At 70.5% G+C, this 17,514-nt stretch carries 14 protein-coding genes; 13 read left to right on the top strand and 1 reads right to left on the bottom strand.

The genetic code is table 11. From position 1 onward, the window contains the following. Positions 1-269 precede the first annotated feature (269 nt). The 6 genes from OG410_RS23025 to OG410_RS42635 all read left to right on the top strand — a co-directional run bounded on the left by OG410_RS23025 (position 270) and on the right by OG410_RS42635 (position 4,729). Positions 270-1,616, top strand: a complete 1,347-nt coding sequence (locus tag OG410_RS23025) for a TadA family conjugal transfer-associated ATPase (protein ID WP_329300938.1) — start codon at positions 270-272, stop codon at positions 1,614-1,616. A gap of 11 nt (positions 1,617-1,627) precedes the next feature. Next, positions 1,628-2,485, top strand: coding sequence for a type II secretion system F family protein (locus OG410_RS23030; protein ID WP_329300939.1), 858 nt, complete (start codon positions 1,628-1,630; stop codon positions 2,483-2,485). Further along, a complete protein-coding gene (locus tag OG410_RS23035) occupies positions 2,482-3,264 on the top strand; it encodes a type II secretion system F family protein (protein WP_329300940.1) in 783 nt (260 codons plus the stop codon). The genes OG410_RS23030 and OG410_RS23035 overlap by 4 nt, the downstream gene beginning before the upstream one ends. A 178-nt stretch (positions 3,265-3,442) precedes the next feature. After that, entirely contained in the window at positions 3,443-3,616 is a 174-nt protein-coding gene (locus OG410_RS23040; RefSeq protein WP_151472557.1) for a DUF4244 domain-containing protein, read from the top strand. Between the two features lie 73 nt (positions 3,617-3,689). After that, positions 3,690-4,106 (top strand): TadE family type IV pilus minor pilin, encoded by a 417-nt coding sequence (locus OG410_RS23045; protein WP_443063784.1) that lies wholly within the window; start codon positions 3,690-3,692, stop codon positions 4,104-4,106. Between the two features lie 32 nt (positions 4,107-4,138). Beyond that, complete coding sequence (locus OG410_RS42635; RefSeq protein WP_443063785.1) at positions 4,139-4,729, top strand: Rv3654c family TadE-like protein; 591 nt, start codon at positions 4,139-4,141, stop codon at positions 4,727-4,729. A 13-nt stretch (positions 4,730-4,742) separates the two neighbouring features. Here OG410_RS42635 and OG410_RS23055 read toward each other — a convergent pair whose 3' ends face one another. Next, positions 4,743-7,265, bottom strand: coding sequence for a DEAD/DEAH box helicase (locus tag OG410_RS23055; protein WP_329300941.1), 2,523 nt, complete (start codon positions 7,263-7,265; stop codon positions 4,743-4,745). Between the two features lie 80 nt (positions 7,266-7,345). On the opposite strand from OG410_RS23055, the gene bldG reads away from it, so the two are divergent. The 7 genes from bldG (at position 7,346) to topA (ending at position 17,469) form a co-directional block, all read left to right on the top strand. Next, positions 7,346-7,699: an anti-sigma factor antagonist BldG gene (gene bldG, locus OG410_RS23060; RefSeq protein ID WP_037625427.1), complete on the top strand. Its 354-nt coding sequence runs from the start codon at positions 7,346-7,348 to the stop codon at positions 7,697-7,699. A gap of 99 nt (positions 7,700-7,798) precedes the next feature. After that, entirely contained in the window at positions 7,799-8,224 is a 426-nt protein-coding gene (locus OG410_RS23065) for an ATP-binding protein (RefSeq protein WP_329300942.1), read from the top strand. A gap of 351 nt (positions 8,225-8,575) precedes the next feature. Then, positions 8,576-10,984 (top strand): sodium-translocating pyrophosphatase, encoded by a 2,409-nt coding sequence (locus OG410_RS23070; protein ID WP_329300943.1) that lies wholly within the window; start codon positions 8,576-8,578, stop codon positions 10,982-10,984. A gap of 230 nt (positions 10,985-11,214) precedes the next feature. Beyond that, a complete protein-coding gene (locus OG410_RS23075; protein WP_329300944.1) occupies positions 11,215-11,814 on the top strand; it encodes a small secreted protein in 600 nt (199 codons plus the stop codon). A 154-nt stretch (positions 11,815-11,968) separates the two neighbouring features. Then, positions 11,969-13,498 (top strand): class I SAM-dependent methyltransferase, encoded by a 1,530-nt coding sequence (locus OG410_RS23080; RefSeq protein ID WP_329300945.1) that lies wholly within the window; start codon positions 11,969-11,971, stop codon positions 13,496-13,498. 711 nt (positions 13,499-14,209) lie between these two features. Next, the gene (locus OG410_RS23085) at positions 14,210-14,407 is read left to right on the top strand and encodes a hypothetical protein (RefSeq protein WP_329300946.1); all 198 of its coding nucleotides are present in this window, start codon (positions 14,210-14,212) and stop codon (positions 14,405-14,407) included. 248 nt (positions 14,408-14,655) lie between these two features. After that, entirely contained in the window at positions 14,656-17,469 is a 2,814-nt protein-coding gene (gene topA / locus OG410_RS23090; protein ID WP_329300947.1) for a type I DNA topoisomerase, read from the top strand. Positions 17,470-17,514: the final 45 nt, after the last annotated feature.

Consider the following 17,514-nt stretch of genomic DNA (forward strand, 5'->3'; position numbering starts at 1 on the left):
GGGACGCGACCCGAGTCACGAATCACGGTGCGGGAATCGACGGCCGACCGGGAGCCCGGCCCCGGGGCACAAACGCGGGCCACGCGCCCGTACGGACGGACACACCCGTGCGGACGGACACATGGGAGGGACACGCGCCTTCTCCGGCCGGCCCGACGGACACGCGGGACGGGCCCGGGCCGCATCCGCCCGGACGAGCCGACGCGCGGGACGGACCCCGGCCCTATCTCTCACGGCGGAAGGAACCGCGGGGCGGCCCCGCAGGCTTCGTGCCCGCGAGAACGGAGACGTGGGACGGGCCCGGGGCCGGCCCGGACGGAGGCGCGGGACTGCTGGACGGCGTGCGCCAATGGCTGGCCGAGAACGGATCCGAACCCACCCCCGCGCGCGTGGCACAGGCCCTGCGCGAGCAGGGGCGGGTGCTCGGTGACGCCGAAGTCCTGGGCGCGGCCGAGCGGTTGCGCTCCGAGCTGGTCGGCAGCGGTCCGCTGGAACCGCTGCTCGCCGATCCGTCGGTGACCGACGTGCTCGTGTCGGCGCCCGACCGGGTCTGGGTGGACCGCGGCGGTGGCCTGGAGCTGACCCCCGTGTCCTTTCCGGACACGGCAGCCGTACGACGTCTCGCGCAGCGCCTCGCGGCGGTGGCCGGCCGACGGCTCGACGACGCCCGCCCCTGGGTGGACGCCCGGCTGCCGGACGGAACACGTCTGCACGCGGTGCTGCCACCGGTCGCGGTCGGCTCCACCTGCCTCTCCCTGCGTGTCGTACGGCCACGCGCCTTCACCCTCGACGAGCTGGTGGCGGCGGGAACGGTGCCGCCCGGCGGGGACCGGGTGCTCAGAGCGCTGCTGGACGCCCGGCTGTCCTTCCTCATCAGCGGAGGCACGGGCTCGGGCAAGACGACCTTGCTGAGCGCGCTGCTGGGACTCGTGGGTCCAGGAGAGCGGATCGTGCTCGCCGAGGACTCGGCCGAGCTACGGCCCGACCATCCGCATGTGGTGTGCCTGGAAGGGCGGCCCGCGAACCAGGAGGGCGTCGGCCTCGTCTCGCTCCAGGATCTCGTCCGGCAGGCCCTGCGGATGAGACCGGACCGGCTGGTGGTCGGCGAGGTGCGCGGTCCCGAGGTCGTCTCGCTGCTGGCCGCGCTGAACACAGGACATGAGGGCGGTTCGGGAACTCTTCATGCCAACGCGGCAGCCCAGGTCCCGGCCCGGCTGGAGGCCCTGGGCACGGCGGCCGGGCTCGACAGGGCCGCGTTGCACAGCCAACTGGCGGCGGCACTGTCCGTGGTCCTGCACCTCGTCCGGGACCGGACCGGACGGCGCCGGATCGCCGAGGTGCATGTGCTGGAACGCGACGCGTCGGGGCTGGTGGTGACGGTGCCGGCGCTGCGGTGGGGCGAGGACGCCTTCGCGTACGAGCGGGGGTGGGAGCGGCTGAGGGAGCTCCTTCGGGAGGGAAGCCAGGGATATCGAAGCCAGGAACGTCGCGAGCCGATCGGGCTCGGGAGGGGAAGTGCCGCCGGACCGGAGGAGTACGGGAGCCCGTCCGAGGCTGTGGACGCCGAGGTACTGACAGGGGGCCGGACGTCGGGATGCGAACGGGGAGCGGGATGAGGGTCGGTGAGATGGCGGACGCGCCCGTGGGAGCGGCGATGGCGTGTGCCGGGATCGCGGCCTGGCTGATCGGCGGGCACGGCTCGGGCGCGCGCAGAGCCAGGGTGCTGTTCGCCGGCGGTGGGGCGGTGACCGGCCCGCCTCTGTGGCAGCGGGCCCGTGTGGACTGGCACCGGCTGCGCGGGCGGCTGCGGCCCGAAGCCTGGTCGCTGGTGGCGGGAACGGTGATCGCGGTACTGGGCACGTCGGTCCTGCCACTCCTCCTCGGAGCCGCCGGCATGCCCTTGCTGCGCCGGGTGCGGCGAGCGGGGGAGGCCCGGCGCGAGCGGGAGCGACATGGCGACGCGGTGATCGCCCTGTGCGGCGCCCTCGCCGGTGAGGTGCGGGCGGGACGTCAGCCGGGTGAGGCACTGCTCGCGGCCGCACGCGACTCGGACGGACTCGCCGACGCACAGCCGTTGGTGCTGGCCGCGGCGAGATTCGGCGGGGATGTACCGGGTGCGCTGACCGAAGCGGCACGGCAGCCCGGCGCCGACGGACTCGTGGGGCTCGCCGCGTGCTGGCGTGTGGCCGTGGACCGGGGTGCGGGGCTCGCCGCGGGACTGGACCGGCTGGAGGCCGCGCTGCGAGCCGAGCGTGATCAACGAGACGACATGCGGGCCCAGTTAGCCGGATCGCGCTCGACGGCCTCCATGCTCGCGGGCCTGCCGGTCCTCGGCCTTCTGCTCGGCACCGCGCTCGGTGCGGACCCCCTGCACGTGCTGCTGCACACCGGTCCCGGGCTGGGCTGCCTGCTCGTAGGCGGGGCGCTGGAGGGCGTGGGGCTGTGGTGGGCGCTGCGGATCGTACGAGGAGCGGAGACGGCATGAGCGCGGAAGTTGTCCACAGGCTGGGGGTACTTGTGTGCGGAGTGCTCCTGGTCGGCTCACCGGCCCGCTGGCTCGGGACGGTGCGGCGGGCGAGGCGAGTGCGCGGACGGCTGGCCGCGTTGCTGCTCCCGGAACCCGCGCCGTCACCGCCTCGCCACGAGGTGCGGGACTACGGCCGACGGTGGCTGCCTGTGGTGGGCGTCGGATGTGCCGGCTGGGTCCTGATCGGCGGCGTCGTCGGAGTTCTGGTCGGACTGGCGGCCGGCTTCGGAATCCGGTGGTGGCTCCGGCGGCGGAATCCGGCACCTCAGGAGGAGCACGACGTGGGGCCGGCCGCCCGTCAACTGCCCCTTGCCGCCGACTTGGTGGGCGCCTGCATCGCGGCCGGGGCGAGCCCGGTGGCGGCCGCCCAGGCCGTCGGTGAGGCGCTGGGCGGGCCGGTGGGTGAGCGGCTGGCCCGGGGCGCGGCGGAGGTGCGGCTCGGCGGTGAACCGGTCGACGCGTGGCGGAGGTTGGCGTCGCTTCCGGGCGCTCAGGGGCTGGCGCGGCTGCTGGAACGGGCGGGCGAGTCGGGTGTGCCGGCGGCCGTGCCGGTCGGCCGGCTCGCGGCGGAGGCCCGCGCCGAGTGGGCGCGCACCGCGACGGCGCGGGCACGCCGGGCGGCCGTCATGGTCACCGCCCCGGTGGGGTTGTGCTTTCTGCCCGCCTTTCTCGCGATCGGGGTGCTGCCCGTGGTGATCGGGCTGGCCGGCGGATTGCTGCGAGGGAGCGGGGGGTGAGGGACGGCGGCAGTGCTGATGGGCGAACGGCAAACCGGCGAAGTGCCCGACAGGGCTGAATCTCACGGAGGTTGGAATGAGCAGGACGTGGCGAGTTCTCGGGCTGGAGCGAGGGCGAGGGCGAGGACACGGGCAAGGACAACGGCAACGGCAACGGCGTGCGCGGATGCGGGCCTGGATGCTCGCGTCCATCGCGGCGCGGAGGGACGCGGGGATGGTCACGTCCGAGTACGCGGTGGGTGTCATCGCGGCGGTGGCCTTCGCGGCCGCCCTCTACAAGGTGGTGACGAGCGGGCAGGTCGGTGAGGAGCTGCAGGGCATCGTGGGGCGGGCCCTCAATGTCCAGATGTGAACGCCGTTTGAGTCAGGACCGGTTGAGGGCGGGTTGGGCTGTGCGACGGGACTGGTCGAGGGCGGGTTGGGCTGTGCGACGGGACTGGTCGAGGGCGGGTTCGGCTCTGCGCCGGGACGGTGGATTCGTCACCGCGGAGGCCGCCGTGGTCCTGCCCTCTCTGGTGCTCGTCGGCATGGCGCTCGTCTGGGCCCTGCTCGCCGCGTCCGCGGAGATCCAGTGCGTGGACGCGGCGAGGGCGGGCGCTCGGTCGGCGGCGCGCCAGGACCCGGCGGAAACGGTCCTGGCGACGGCCCGTCGCGCGGCCCCGCCCGGGGCGAAGGTCACGGTGGGCCGGGAGGGCGATCTGGTCCGGGTCACCGTCGGCGCGAGGACACCCGGTCCCGCCGCGCTGTCCCTTGAACTGAAGGACGAGGCGGTGGCGCTGGCGGAGGAGACGGTGGGGGACACGGACGCGGGGGATACGGCTGTGGGGGTGGACGGGAGATGAGGAGCCGGAGGCGCCGGCGGAACCGGCGATGGATGTGGTCAACCGTTGGGAGGGGCTGTCGTGGGCGGTGGCGTGCGTCCCCCGACAGAGGATCGGCGACGGTGTGGACGGTGGGGGCGATCGCTGTGCTGTGTGCCGTCTTCGGGGCGGTGCTGTCGATGGGGCAGGCCGTCGTGGTGCGGCACCGAGCGGCGGGAGCCGCGGACCTGGCGGCCCTCGCCGCGGCGGATCACTGGAGCGACGGCGGCACGGCGGCCTGCGCCCGCGCGGACCGGGTGGCCCGAGCACAGAGCGCGCGGCTCGTGCGGTGCGCGGTCGAGGGCCAGATCTCGGACGTGACGGCCTCGTCCGGAACCGGACCGATCACCGCCGAGGTCAGATCGAGGGCGGGGCCACCGGAATCTCCGGGTTCTGACGGTTCTCCGAGGCCTGCGGAGACTGTGGGGCCCAAAGGTCCCTCGGAACCCTCAGGGCCACCCCCGCCCTCACTGCCCTCAGGGCGCCCCGCCCTCACTCCGCCGAACCCGGCCCCTGGCCGTCACGCGTCGGACGTTCACCCGTTCGGCCCTGACGCCTCCGACTTTCACTCTTCCGGTCCTCCGCCCCCGCGCATGCCGCCGTGACTCCCCGAACGGACTACCGCGGACGCGACTCCTCGGGACCCGACTCCTGACCCGAGTCCGTCCGACCGGGCTCCTTCGGAGCGGGTTCCTCGGGTGCCGCTCGCAGGAGTTCCGTGAGCAGGCGTACAGCGCCTCGCTTGTGGAGTGGATCGTTGCCGTTCCCGCATTTGGGGGACTGGATGCAGGAGGGGCATCCGGCGTCGCACTCGCACGAGGCGATGGCCTGGCGGGTGGCCGTGAGCCAGGAGCGGGCGGTGTGGAAGGCCCGCTCGGCGAATCCGGCGCCGCCCGGGTGGCCGTCGTACACGAAGACGGTGGGCAGCAGCGTGTCCGGGTGGAGCGGGACGGAGACGCCGCCGATGTCCCAGCGGTCGCAGGTGGCGAACAGCGGCAGCATGCCGATCGAGGCGTGCTCGGCGGCGTGCAGGGTGCCGCCGAGGATCTCCGGGTTGATCCGGGCCGCGTCCAACTGGTCCTCGGTGACCGTCCACCAGACGGCACGGGTACGGAGCGTACGGGGAGGGAGGTCGAGTTTGGTCTCGCCGAGCACCTCGCCGGTGATGACACGCCGGCGCAGGAAGGAGACGACCTGGTTGGTGACTTCCACGGAGCCGTAGCACAACCGGCCGTCACCCCAGGGGACTTCGACATCGGTCTCGAGGACGGCGATGGTGGTCGTGTCGCGGGCGACCGTCGAATACGGCGGGCTGGCCTCCTCGACCAGTGCGACCGAGTCCTCCAGGTCCAGCTTGCGCACCAGGTACGTACGGCCCTGGTGCAGATGGACCGCGCCCTCGTGGACCGCCGTGTGCGAGGCGCCCTCGTCGACCGTGCCGAGCAGGCGGCCGGTCCCGGCTTCGACGACCTGCACCGGGCTGCCGCCACCCCCGCGGATGTCGGTCAGGTCGACGGCCCGCTCCCGGCGCGTCCAGTGCCAGGCCGTGGCCCGGCGGCGCAGCAGCTTGGCGGCCTCGAGCTGCGGCAGCAGTCCGGCGGCGGCGGGGCCGAAGAGTTCCAAGTCCTCGTCCGTGAGAGGGATCTCGGAGGCGGCGGCACACAGGTGCGGGGCCAGGACGTAGGGGTTGTCCGGGTCGAGGACCGTGGATTCCACCGGTTGGTCGAAGAGGGCCTCGGGGTGATGGACGAGGAAGGTGTCCAGTGGGTCGTCGCGGGCGACCAGGATCGCCAGCGCGCCTTCGCCGGACCGGCCCGCGCGGCCGGCCTGTTGCCAGAGGGAGGCGCGGGTGCCGGGGTAGCCGGAGATGACGACGGCGTCGAGGCCGGAGATGTCGACGCCGAGTTCGAGGGCGGAGGTGGCGGCGAGGCCGAGGAGCTCTCCGGAGTGCAGCGCGGCCTCCAGGGCACGGCGTTCCTCGGGGAGGTAGCCGCCGCGATAGGCGGCGACGCGCCGGGCCAGCGAGCGGTCGATCTCGGCGAGGCGTTCCTGGGCGATGAGCGCGATCAGCTCGGCGCCACGCCGGGACCGTACGAAGGAGATCGAGCGCATGCCCTGGACGGTGAGGTCGGTCAGCAGGTCGGCCGTTTCGGCGGTGGCGGTCCGCCGGACGGGTGCACCTTTCTCGCCGTGCAGTTCGGTGAGCGGGGGCTCCCACAGGGCGAACACGAGTTCCCCTCGAGGGGAGGCGTCGTCGGCGACCTCGACAACGGGGAGGCCGGTCAGGCGGCGCGCCGCGACCGAGGGTTCGGCGGCGGTCGCGGAGGCCAGCAGGAAGACGGGGGAGGCGCCGTAGCGGGCACAGATACGGCGCAGACGGCGCAGTACCTGGGCGACGTGGGAGCCGAAGACGCCGCGGTAGGTGTGGCACTCGTCGATGACGACGTACCGCAGGGCGCGCAGGAAGGAGGACCAGCGGGGGTGGGAGGGCAATATCCCGCGGTGCAGCATGTCGGGGTTGGTCAGGACGTAGTTGGCGTACTGGCGTACCCATTCGCGTTCCTCGAAGGGCGTGTCGCCGTCGTACACGGCTGGGCGTACGGCATTGCCCAGCGGTTGTGAAAGTTCCTTCACCGAGCGGCGCTGGTCTGCCGCGAGCGCCTTGGTGGGAGCCAGGTAGAGGGCGGTGGCGCCCCGGCCGTTCGGGGCCTCGGAGCCCTCCAGGAGGGCCGTCAGGACCGGGGCGAGGTAGGCCAGGGACTTGCCGGAGGCGGTGCCGGTGGCGACGATCACCGACTCGCCGTCCAGGGCGTGCTCGGCGACGCGTGCCTGGTGGGCCCAGGGGTGTTCGATGCCCGCGGCCTGCACCGCGGCGATGACCTCCGGACGGATCCGGTCGGGCCAGACGGCATGGCGACCCTCTCGCGGGGGCAAGTGCTCCGTATGAGTGATGCGCGAAGCCCGGCTCGGCCCCGAGGCGAGCCGGTCCAGGACGGTGCTCGGCGAGGGGCGGGAAGCGGTGTCCGCCGTGGATCGATCGGATCGGTGATTCTTGGCCATCGGCATCGAGTGTGTCACTGGCGTGACGGACAATGGGCCCAAGGCGTCGTGCACGCCTGCCGGTAAGTGATTGAATGCCATCGCGGCTGGCGAACCGTCCCGGGGGCTCTGCCGAGGTGTCCCATGGGGCGACCGCTCGATAGCAAGGTGCTGGAGGATCCGTGGACCTGTCCCTGTCGACTCGCAATGTGTCCGGCCCTAATGGCGACCGTACGGTCGTCGAGGTCGGCGGCGAAATCGATGTATATACCGCGCCCAAGCTGCGAGAGCAGCTGGTCGAGCTGGTGAACGACGGCAGTTTCCACCTCGTCGTCGACATGGAGGGCGTGGACTTCCTCGACTCCACCGGTCTCGGCGTGCTGGTGGGCGGCCTGAAGCGCGTCCGGGCCCATGAGGGCTCGCTGCGTCTGGTCTGCAACCAGGAGCGCATTCTGAAGATCTTCCGTATTACCGGTCTCACCAAGGTGTTCCCGATCCACACCTCGGTGGACGAGGCGGTCAACGCGACCGACTGACGACCGGTCTCCCGGGTCGTGGGCCCGGCATCGCACACATGGGGACCGGGCCCACGGCCCGGCCCCCAGACAGCACGCCCGTAGTTCAGAGGGGGATGCATGGCCACCGTTGAACTCCGCTTCAGCGCGCTGCCCGAGCACGTCAGGACCGCCCGACTGGTGGCGGCAGCGGTGGCGCGCAGGGCCGGAGTGGACGAGGCCGTCCTCGACGAGGTCAGGCTCGCCGTCGGCGAGGCCTGTACTCGTGCCGTCGGACTGCATCAGAGCGGCGGAATCGCGGCGCCGGTGCAGGTGACGCTGATCGAGGAGGAGAAGCAGTTCTCCATCGAGGTCGGTGACGAGGCGCCGGGTTCGGTGCCCGGAGGGGCATCCGGCGCCGCCTCGGACGCGGAGATCGAGGAGGACGAGATGGGCCTCGCGGTCATCAGCGGCCTCGTCGACGACGTGGAAGTCATCGCCGGAGAGCACGGCGGACTGATCAGGATGAGCTGGCCCACCACGCCGCCGGCCGTGGCTCTTTCCTGACAGCCGTCCCTCTTTAATTTCTCGCGAAGGGCCCTACTCGGTGGGGCCCTTCGGCATGTCCGGAGCAGGTCCGGGGTATGTCCGGCAGCGCTCGCTCGCCCATATGGTGATCATTTACTTCGGTGATCGCGTACGGCGTTTCGTGAATTGATTCACGATCATTCGCGCGATAATTGGATCAAGCGTCAACGCTTCTGGGGCATTACTGCATTTGGGTCCGTAGGCGCCTGTCGATCATTTGCTGAAGAGCAAGTGAAGATTAATTCCGCTTACCGCGGACTGTTTTGATCAGGTTCCGGTACCTAGAATCCGTCCACATCTTGAGCTCAGCCCAAGCGTCAAGGAGGACGAATGGCGGGGCTTTCTACCCCTCAGCAGTTTGACCACCCCACAACCTTCGCAGCCGCGGTTCTGACGGACGGCAACCGTCTCATCGTGACGGTCATCGCGGTCGTCGCCGTGGCAGCGCTCGTGGTCGCCGGGATCCTGGTGCGCCAGGTTCTCGCGGCCGGCGAGGGCACCGACAGCATGAAGAAGATCGCGACGGCGATCCAGGAAGGCGCGAATGCCTACCTGGGGCGTCAGATGCGCACGCTCGGCGTATTCGCCGTCGTGGTGTTCTTCCTGCTCATGCTGCTTCCCGCGGACGATTGGAATCAGCGCGCCGGACGGTCGATCTTCTTCCTGATCGGCGCGGCGTTCTCGGCGACCACCGGCTATATCGGTATGTGGCTCGCCGTACGGAGCAATGTCCGCGTGGCCGCGGCCGCACGGGAAGCGACCCCGGCGGAGGGTGAGCCCGAAAAGGATCTCACCGCCGTCTCGCACAAAGCCATGAAGATCGCTTTCCGCACCGGTGGCGTAGTCGGCATGTTCACGGTGGGGCTCGGTCTGCTGGGCGCCTCCTGTGTGGTGCTCGTGTACGCGGCCGACGCGCCGAAGGTCCTGGAGGGCTTCGGTCTCGGCGCGGCACTGATCGCCATGTTCATGCGTGTCGGCGGCGGCATCTTCACCAAGGCCGCCGACGTCGGGGCGGACCTGGTCGGCAAGGTCGAGCAGGGCATCCCGGAGGACGACCCGCGCAACGCCGCGACCATCGCCGACAACGTGGGCGACAACGTGGGCGACTGCGCCGGTATGGCCGCGGACCTCTTCGAGTCGTACGCCGTCACGCTCGTCGCCGCGCTGATCCTCGGCAAGGTGGCGTTCGGCGATGCTGGGCTCGCGTTCCCGCTGATCGTCCCCGCCATCGGCGTACTCACCGCGATGATCGGCATCTTCGCGGTGGCGCCCCGGCGGTCCGACCGCAGCGGTATGTCGGCGATCAACCGTGGGTTCTTCATTTCCGCGGTGATCTCGCTCGTACTGGTAGCCCTCGCCGTCTACATCTACCTTCCGGGGACCTACGCCGAACTGGACGGGGTCACGGACGCGGCGATCAAGGCCAAGGGCGGTGATCCGCGGGTCCTCGCGGTGATCGCCGTCGCGATCGGCATCGTGCTGGCCGCGCTCATCCAGCAGTTGACCGGCTACTTCACCGAGACCACTCGCCGTCCCGTCCGGGACATCGGCAAGAGTTCACTCACCGGCGCGGCCACCGTCGTCCTCGCCGGCATCTCCATCGGTCTCGAATCGGCCGTCTACACCGCCCTGTTGATCGGCCTCGGCGTGTACGGGGCGTTCCTGCTGGGCGGTACGTCGATCTTGCTGGCGTTGTTCGCGGTGGCGCTCGCCGGAACGGGCCTGCTCACCACGGTCGGTGTCATCGTCGCGATGGACACCTTCGGCCCCGTCTCCGACAACGCGCAGGGCATCGCCGAGATGTCCGGTGACGTCGAGGGCGCGGGCGCGCAGGTACTCACCGACCTGGACGCTGTCGGCAACACCACCAAGGCCATCACCAAGGGCATCGCCATCGCCACCGCCGTTCTCGCGGCCTCGGCCCTCTTCGGCTCGTACCGTGACGCGATCACCACGGCCGCGAGCGATGTGGGTGAGAAGGTCTCGGGCCCCGGCGCGCCGCTGAACCTGATGATGGACATCTCACAGCCCAACAACCTGGTGGGTCTCATCGCGGGCGCCGCGGTCGTCTTCCTCTTCTCGGGGCTGGCGATCAACGCGGTGTCGCGTTCCGCCGGGGCGGTGGTCTACGAGGTACGGCGGCAGTTCCGCGAGCATCCCGGGATCATGGACTACTCCGAGAAACCCGAGTACGGACGCGTCGTCGACATCTGCACCAAGGACGCGCTGCGCGAACTCGCCACACCGGGTCTGCTCGCGGTGCTCACGCCGATCGCGATCGGGTTCACGCTCGGCGTCGGCGCGCTCGGTTCGTTCCTCGCGGGTGCGATCGGCACCGGCACGCTGATGGCGGTCTTCCTCGCCAACTCCGGTGGCGCGTGGGACAACGCGAAGAAGCTCGTCGAGGACGGCCATCACGGCGGCAAGGGCAGCGAGGCCCACGCCGCTACGGTGATCGGCGACACGATCGGTGACCCCTTCAAGGACACGGCGGGCCCCGCGATCAACCCCCTGTTGAAGGTCATGAACCTGGTGTCGCTGCTGATCGCTCCGGCGATCGTCAAGTTCTCGTACGGCGACGACAAGAGCGTCGGCGTACGGGTGTTCATCGCCGTCCTCGCGCTCATCGTGATCGTGAGTGCCGTGTACATCTCCAAGCGGCGCGGGATCGTCATGGGCGACGAGGAGGACAACGACGAAGGGGTCGCCAAGTCGGCCGATCCGGCGGTGGTTTCGTAGCTCACAGGTTCCACGCCTGATGCGGCACGGAAATGAGTGCCGGGTCGGGGAGTGAACCAACGGGCGGGTGTACGGCGCGTGTTGACGTGCCGTACACCCGCCCTGTGTGTGTTCACGCCGCTGTCGTGAGCCTTCTCTCGCTTGGTGCAAACGGCTTCAAAAGCTTTCATAGTGGACATTCGCCATATGGATGTCGCCCACATGGCGTGTATGTTCCGGGGCCGAGGGCCATGGAAGGGACCAAACCGGTGAACAAGAAGCTCGCGGCCGCACTGTCCGGCGGTGCGGTACTGGTGCTCGCGCTGTCGGGATGCGGCGGCAGCAGCGAGGACAGCGGCAACGACAAGCTGAACTCCTGGGCGAAGCAGGTCTGTGACGCGGTGAAACCGCAGGCGCAGAAGATCGAGGAGGCGAACGCCGCGATCCAGCAGCAGACCTCGGACAACAGCACGCCGGAGGCCGTCCAGAAGACCGACGCACAGGCTTTCCAGGACATGTCCGATGCCTACAAGGCGATCGGCACCGCCATCTCCAACGCGGGACCGCCGGACGTCGAGGGCGGCAAGACGAAGCAGGCCAACGCGGTCAAGGAGCTCAACGACATCTCCAAGTCGTACGCCAGCCTGAAGACGCAGGTCGCCAAGCTCGACACCAAGGACCAGGCCAAGTTCGCCGAGGGTCTCAAGGGCATCGCGACCCAGCTCGGCCAACTGAGCCAGAGCGGGAGCGACGCCCTGAAGAAGCTGGAGGAGGGTGACGTGGGCAAGGCGATGGCGCAGCAGGAGAGCTGCAAGTCGGCGTCCGGGTCGCCGGGGGCCGCCAACGGCTGAGGCCGTCCGCAGGATCGAAGGAGAGCCCGGTACGCAGGCGCGCCGGGCTCTCGGCCTGTGCTGCCTGTGCCGCGCTCGCTGTCCACAGGGGAAGCTCGGCCCACAGGGAGGCTCTGTCCACAGGTGTGGGTGCCCGTAGGCGATAGCGGACACAATGGGAGGCGTGAGTCACACCAGCCTGTCACCGTTGCCCTCGTCCGATCGTGCCGACATCACCGCCCGGCTGCGGAGCGCGCTTCTCGGCGCCTCCTTCACCGCGGACGGTCTCCTCGACCTGCTCGGCGCCCCCGCGTACGCGGCCCTGGCACGCAGTGAGACCGTGCCCGCCCTCCGGGCGACCCGCGGAGACACACCGCTGGAGACGCTCGTTCGGCTGTTCCTGCTGCAGCAGCCCGTGCCGTACGCGCGTGTGGCGGACGTGCTGCCCGTCGAGGACGCCCTGGAATGCGGCTGGCTGATCCGGACAGGCGGGGACGAGGTCGCGGCGAGCGTCGACATCCGGCCTTACGGCGGACCCGGTGGCGAGGACTGGTTCATCGTGTCCGACCTCGGATGTGCCGTCGGCGGCGCGGGCGGCATCGGCAGCCGGGAGGAAGGTGTCGTCCTCGGAGTGGGAGGCGCCTCCACGACCCTCGCCGGCATCACCGTGCGCACACCCGTCGACTCCGCGCTCGATCTCGGCACCGGCTCCGGAATCCAGGCCCTGCACGTCGCGCAGCACGCCACACGCGTGACGGCGACCGATCTGAACCCCCGTGCCCTCCACATCACCGCGCTCACTCTCGCGCTCTCCGGATCCCCGGCCGCCGACCTGCGCCAGGGCTCCCTCTTCGAGCCGGTCCGAGCCGACGAGACGTACGACCTGATCGTCTCGAACCCGCCCTTCGTGATCTCGCCGGGCGTCCGGCTGACGTACCGCGACGGCGGGATGGGCGGGGACGATCTGTGCCGCACGCTCGTTCAGGAGGCGGGGGACCGGCTGAACGAAGGGGGGTACGCCCAGTTCCTGGCCAACTGGCAGCACGTGGAGGGCGAGGACTGGCAGGACCGGCTGCGTTCCTGGGTGCCGCGTGGCTGCGACGCGTGGATCGTGCAGCGCGAGGTGCAGGACGTCACGCAGTACGCGGAGCTGTGGCTGCGCGACTCGGGCGACCACCGGGCCGACCCGGCCGACTATCAGGCGCGGTACGACGCGTGGCTCGACGAGTTCGAGGCCCGCAAGGTGAAGGCTGTCGGCTTCGGATGGATCACCCTGCGCAGGACGGCGGCGGCCGAGCCCTCGATCACGGTCGAGGAGTGGCCGCACTCCGTCGAGCAGCCGCTCGGCGATGCCGTACGTGAGCACTTCGAGCGGGTCGACTATCTGAGACGGCACGACGACGCGGGTCTGCTCGCCGGTCACTTCAGACTGGTGGCGGAGGTCGTGCAGGAGCAGGTCGGACTGCCCGGCGCCGAGGACCCGGAGCACGTGGTGCTGCGTCAACACCGGGGAATGCGCAGGGCCACCAAGGTGGACACGGTCGGCGCGGGCTTCGCCGGTGTGTGCGACGGCACGCTGAGCGCGGGGCGGATCCTCGACGCCATCGCCCAACTGGTCGGCGAGGATCCGGTGTTGCTGCGAGACCGGACACCCGCACAGATCCGCCTGCTGGTCGAGCAGGGATTCCTGGAGCCGGTCGGGTAGCTGGTGATGCCGGGGCGGGCGGAGCGGGCGCGCCGGGGTGCTGACACGCCTTCTCCGGCCCTCCGGTCGCTCCGGTCCGGTCTTCCGGCCCGTCCGGTCCTCCGGTCCGGTCCCCCGGTCCTCCAGTCCGGTCCTCAGGTCTCTCCCGTCCGGTCCTCCGGCTTCCGGTTACCTCCTGCGGGGGTGGCAGGAGGTGCGGGGCCCGCCCGGGAGGTCCGGCGTCCGCTCGTGCCGCCGCTGGTCGCGCTCGGCCGGACACCCGATCGGGATCTTCCGGGAGGCGAAACCGGCCAACATCCGATGGACGGCGGATGCTTCCGCTCAGCCCTCAGCCCTCAGCCCTCAGTCCCAGCCCCCAGCACCAGTGCCTGCGGCAGCACCAGTGCCTGCAGTGCCTGCGCCTGCGGCAGCATCCGTGGCTGTCCTTCCCGCCCCGCTCATGCAGCCTTTTCCTGTTCCCCGCTCTGCCCTGTCCATTTCGAGGCGCTGTGGCGTGGGCGTAGCGGGGGACGGGAAGGACGGATTCGCCACAGTCGGGAGCGCAGGGGGCGTGTCGGCACCGCGGGGACGGCAGGGGGCGCGCGACGTCGGGTGAGGGTGTGGGCGCCCCATGGGGTGCTGGTTGCCCGGTGTTCACCGTGGGTTCGTACGTGGGCTGCCGGGGCGTGTCAGCCTCCCGAGCCTGAGGACGCGGGGCGAAAGGGCAGAGCCATGGAAAGCGGGCCGGCGGTCTTCGCGGGAATGGTGTTCGCCCTGTTCGGAAGTGGGATCCTGGCCTGGACGGTGGTCCGGGTGCGGCAGGGCGAGCCGGTCGCCCACGGTGTGAACCGCGTCGCATCGGCGACCCTCGCGAGCGTCGCCGGAAGCGGGGCGCTGGCGCTCGGAATGTGGTGCTTCACGCGCGTGTGAGACCGCGCGTGAGGACCCCGGCTCGGGTAACTGGAAAGTTACCCTCCGGATAGGCCCGGAAGGGCAGGTCGACACTCCGGGCGGCAGGAATGGCGGTAGTCGGGTTACCGTTCGAGTGGCCGTTGCGGGCTTTTCCCGTTTGACACGGGGGCGGGATGTACCGTCACACTCCGCAGCGTCAGCATGACCCGATCCCTCGGGAGCCAAGCCCCGGGGAGATTCCGCGTCGACCGGAGAGAAGAGCGAAGTTGTCCCCGACCAGCGACACCGCACACGGCGGCCGCCGACTCGTCATCGTCGAGTCGCCTGCCAAGGCGAAGACGATCAAGGGCTACCTCGGCCCCGGCTATGTCGTCGAAGCGAGCGTCGGGCACATCCGTGACCTTCCCAACGGCGCCGCGGAGGTGCCCGAGAAGTACACCGGCGAGGTCCGCCGCCTCGGCGTCGACGTCGAGAACGACTTCCAGCCCATCTATGTGGTCAACGCCGACAAGAAGGCCCAGGTCAAGAAGCTCAAGGACCTACTGAAGGACTCCGACGAACTCTTCCTCGCCACCGATGAGGACCGCGAGGGCGAGGCCATCGCGTGGCACCTCCTGGAGGTCCTGAAGCCCAAGGTTCCCGTCCACCGGATGGTCTTCCACGAGATCACCAAGGACGCGATCCGCAGCGCCGTCGCCAACCCGCGCGAGCTGAACAAGCGCATGGTCGACGCGCAGGAGACCCGCCGCATCCTCGACCGTCTCTACGGCTACGAGGTCTCGCCGGTCCTGTGGAAGAAGGTCATGCCGCGCCTGTCGGCGGGCCGCGTCCAGTCCGTGGCGACCCGGCTCGTCGTCGAGCGGGAGCGCGAGCGCATCGCCTTCCGTTCCGCCGAGTACTGGGACCTGACCGGCACCTTCGGCACCGGCCGCACCGGTGACGCGAGCGACCCGGCCAACCTCGTCGCCCGTCTGACCTCGGTCGACGGCAAGCGTGTCGCCCAGGGCCGCGACTTCGACTCGCTCGGCCAGATCAAGGGCGCGAACACGCTCCACCTGGACGAGACGAACGCCCGCGCGCTCGCCGCCGCCCTTCAGGACACGAACTTCGCCGTCCGCTCGGTCGAGTCCAAGCCCTACCGCCGCTCGCCGTACGCGCCGTTCCGTACGACGACGCTCCAGCAGGAGGCCTCGCGCAAGCTCGGCTTCGGCGCGAAGGCGACCATGCAGGTGGCGCAGAAGCTGTACGAGAACGGCTTCATCACCTATATGCGTACGGACTCCACGACCCTCTCGGAGACGGCCGTCACGGCCGCCCGTGCCCAGGTCACCCAGCTGTACGGCGCCGACTATCTGCCGGCGCAGCCGCGTACGTACGCCGGAAAGGTCAAGAACGCGCAGGAGGCGCACGAGGCGATCCGCCCCTCGGGTGATCGTTTCCGCACTCCCGCCGAGACGGGTCTGACCGGCGACCAGTTCCGGCTGTACGAACTGATCTGGAAGCGCACCGTCGCCTCTCAGATGAAGGACGCGGTCGGCAACTCGGTCACCGTGAAGATCGCGGGTACGTCCGCCGACGGCCGGGACGCCGAGTTCAGCGCGTCCGGCAAGACGATCACCTTCCACGGCTTCCTGAAGGCGTACGTCGAGGGCGCGGACGACCCGAACGCGGAGCTCGACGACCGTGAGCGCCGCCTTCCGCAGGTCGGCGAGGGCGACCCGCTGTCCGTCGAGGAGATCACGGTCGACGGCCACGCCACCAAGCCGCCGGCCCGCTACACCGAGGCCTCCCTGGTCAAGGAGCTCGAAGAGCGCGAGATCGGCCGCCCGTCGACGTACGCGTCGATCATCGGCACGATCCTCGACCGCGGCTACGTCTTCAAGAAGGGGACGGCCCTGGTGCCCTCCTTCCTGTCGTTCGCCGTGGTCAACCTTCTGGAGAAGCACTTCGGGCGGCTCGTCGACTACGACTTCACCGCCAGGATGGAAGACGACCTCGACCGCATCGCCCGTGGTGAGGCGCAGGCCGTGCCGTGGCTGAGGCGCTTCTACTTCGGCGAGGGCGACGCGGCCGGTGCCGCCGTCGCGGGCAACGGCGACGGCGACCACCTGGGCGGTCTCAAGGAACTCGTCACCGACCTGGGCGCCATCGACGCCCGCGAGGTGTCCTCGTTCCCGGTCGGCAACGACATCGTGCTGCGCGTCGGCCGCTACGGTCCGTACGTCGAGCGCGGAGAGAAGGACGCCGAGAACCACCAGCGCGCCGACGTGCCGGAGGATCTGGCCCCGGACGAGCTGACGGTCGACCTGGCCGAGGAACTGCTCGCCAAGCCGAGCGGGGACTTCGAGCTCGGCGCCGACCCGCAGTCCGGTCACCAGATCATCGCCAGGGACGGCCGCTACGGCCCGTACGTCACCGAGGTGCTCCCCGAGGGCACCCCGAAGACGGGCAAGAACGCCGTCAAGCCGCGTACCGCGTCGCTGTTCAAGTCGATGGCGCTCGACACGGTGACCCTGGACGACGCCCTCAAGCTGATGTCCCTGCCGCGTGTCGTCGGCAAGGACGCCGAAGGCGTCGAGATCACCGCGCAGAACGGGCGCTACGGGCCGTACCTGAAGAAGGGCACGGACTCGCGGTCGCTCACCGCCGAGGACCAGCTCTTCACCATCACGCTGGAAGAGGCGCTGGAGATCTACTCCCAGCCCAAGCAGCGGGGCCGCGCGGCCGCCAAGCCGCCGCTGAAGGAGCTGGGCACCGACCCGGTCAGCGAGAAGCCGGTGGTGGTCAAGGACGGCCGCTTCGGGCCGTACGTCACCGACGGCGAGACCAACGCGACCCTGCGCTCCGACGACAGCGTCGAGGAGATCACGCCGGAGCGCGGCTACGAGCTGCTCGCCGAGAAGCGTGCCAAGGGCCCGGCCAAGAAGACCGCGAAGAAGGCGCCCGCCAAGAAGGCACCGGCCAAGAAGGCGCCGGCCAAGAAGACCGCCGCCAAGAAGACGACGGCTTCCACGGCGGCTGCCAAGAAGGCGCCCGCGAAGAAGACCGCCGCGAAGAAGACGGCGGCCTCCGAAGGCTGAGCCACCGGCCGGATCCGCCCGGTTCCTGCCCTCCGGTGGGATCCG

The organism is Streptomyces sp. NBC_00659 (genome assembly GCF_036226925.1).
Lineage (GTDB): Bacteria > Actinomycetota > Actinomycetes > Streptomycetales > Streptomycetaceae > Streptomyces.

What these genes read in the sequence shown, in the direction of transcription:
- OG410_RS23030 (WP_329300939.1), top strand. Translation starts at nt 1,628, where the DNA reads ATGGCGGACGCGCCCGTGGGAGCGGCGATGGCGTGTGCCGGGATCGCG.
- OG410_RS23035 (WP_329300940.1), top strand. Translation starts at nt 2,482, where the DNA reads ATGAGCGCGGAAGTTGTCCACAGGCTGGGGGTACTTGTGTGCGGAGTG.
- OG410_RS23040 (WP_151472557.1), top strand. Translation starts at nt 3,443, where the DNA reads ATGCTCGCGTCCATCGCGGCGCGGAGGGACGCGGGGATGGTCACGTCC.
- OG410_RS42635 (WP_443063785.1), top strand. Translation starts at nt 4,139, where the DNA reads ATGTGGTCAACCGTTGGGAGGGGCTGTCGTGGGCGGTGGCGTGCGTCC.
- OG410_RS23055 (WP_329300941.1), bottom strand. Translation starts at nt 7,265, where the DNA reads ATGGCATTCAATCACTTACCGGCAGGCGTGCACGACGCCTTGGGCCCA.
- OG410_RS23065 (WP_329300942.1), top strand. Translation starts at nt 7,799, where the DNA reads ATGGCCACCGTTGAACTCCGCTTCAGCGCGCTGCCCGAGCACGTCAGG.
- OG410_RS23070 (WP_329300943.1), top strand. Translation starts at nt 8,576, where the DNA reads ATGGCGGGGCTTTCTACCCCTCAGCAGTTTGACCACCCCACAACCTTC.
- OG410_RS23075 (WP_329300944.1), top strand. Translation starts at nt 11,215, where the DNA reads ATGGAAGGGACCAAACCGGTGAACAAGAAGCTCGCGGCCGCACTGTCC.
- OG410_RS23080 (WP_329300945.1), top strand. Translation starts at nt 11,969, where the DNA reads ATGGGAGGCGTGAGTCACACCAGCCTGTCACCGTTGCCCTCGTCCGAT.
- OG410_RS23085 (WP_329300946.1), top strand. Translation starts at nt 14,210, where the DNA reads ATGGAAAGCGGGCCGGCGGTCTTCGCGGGAATGGTGTTCGCCCTGTTC.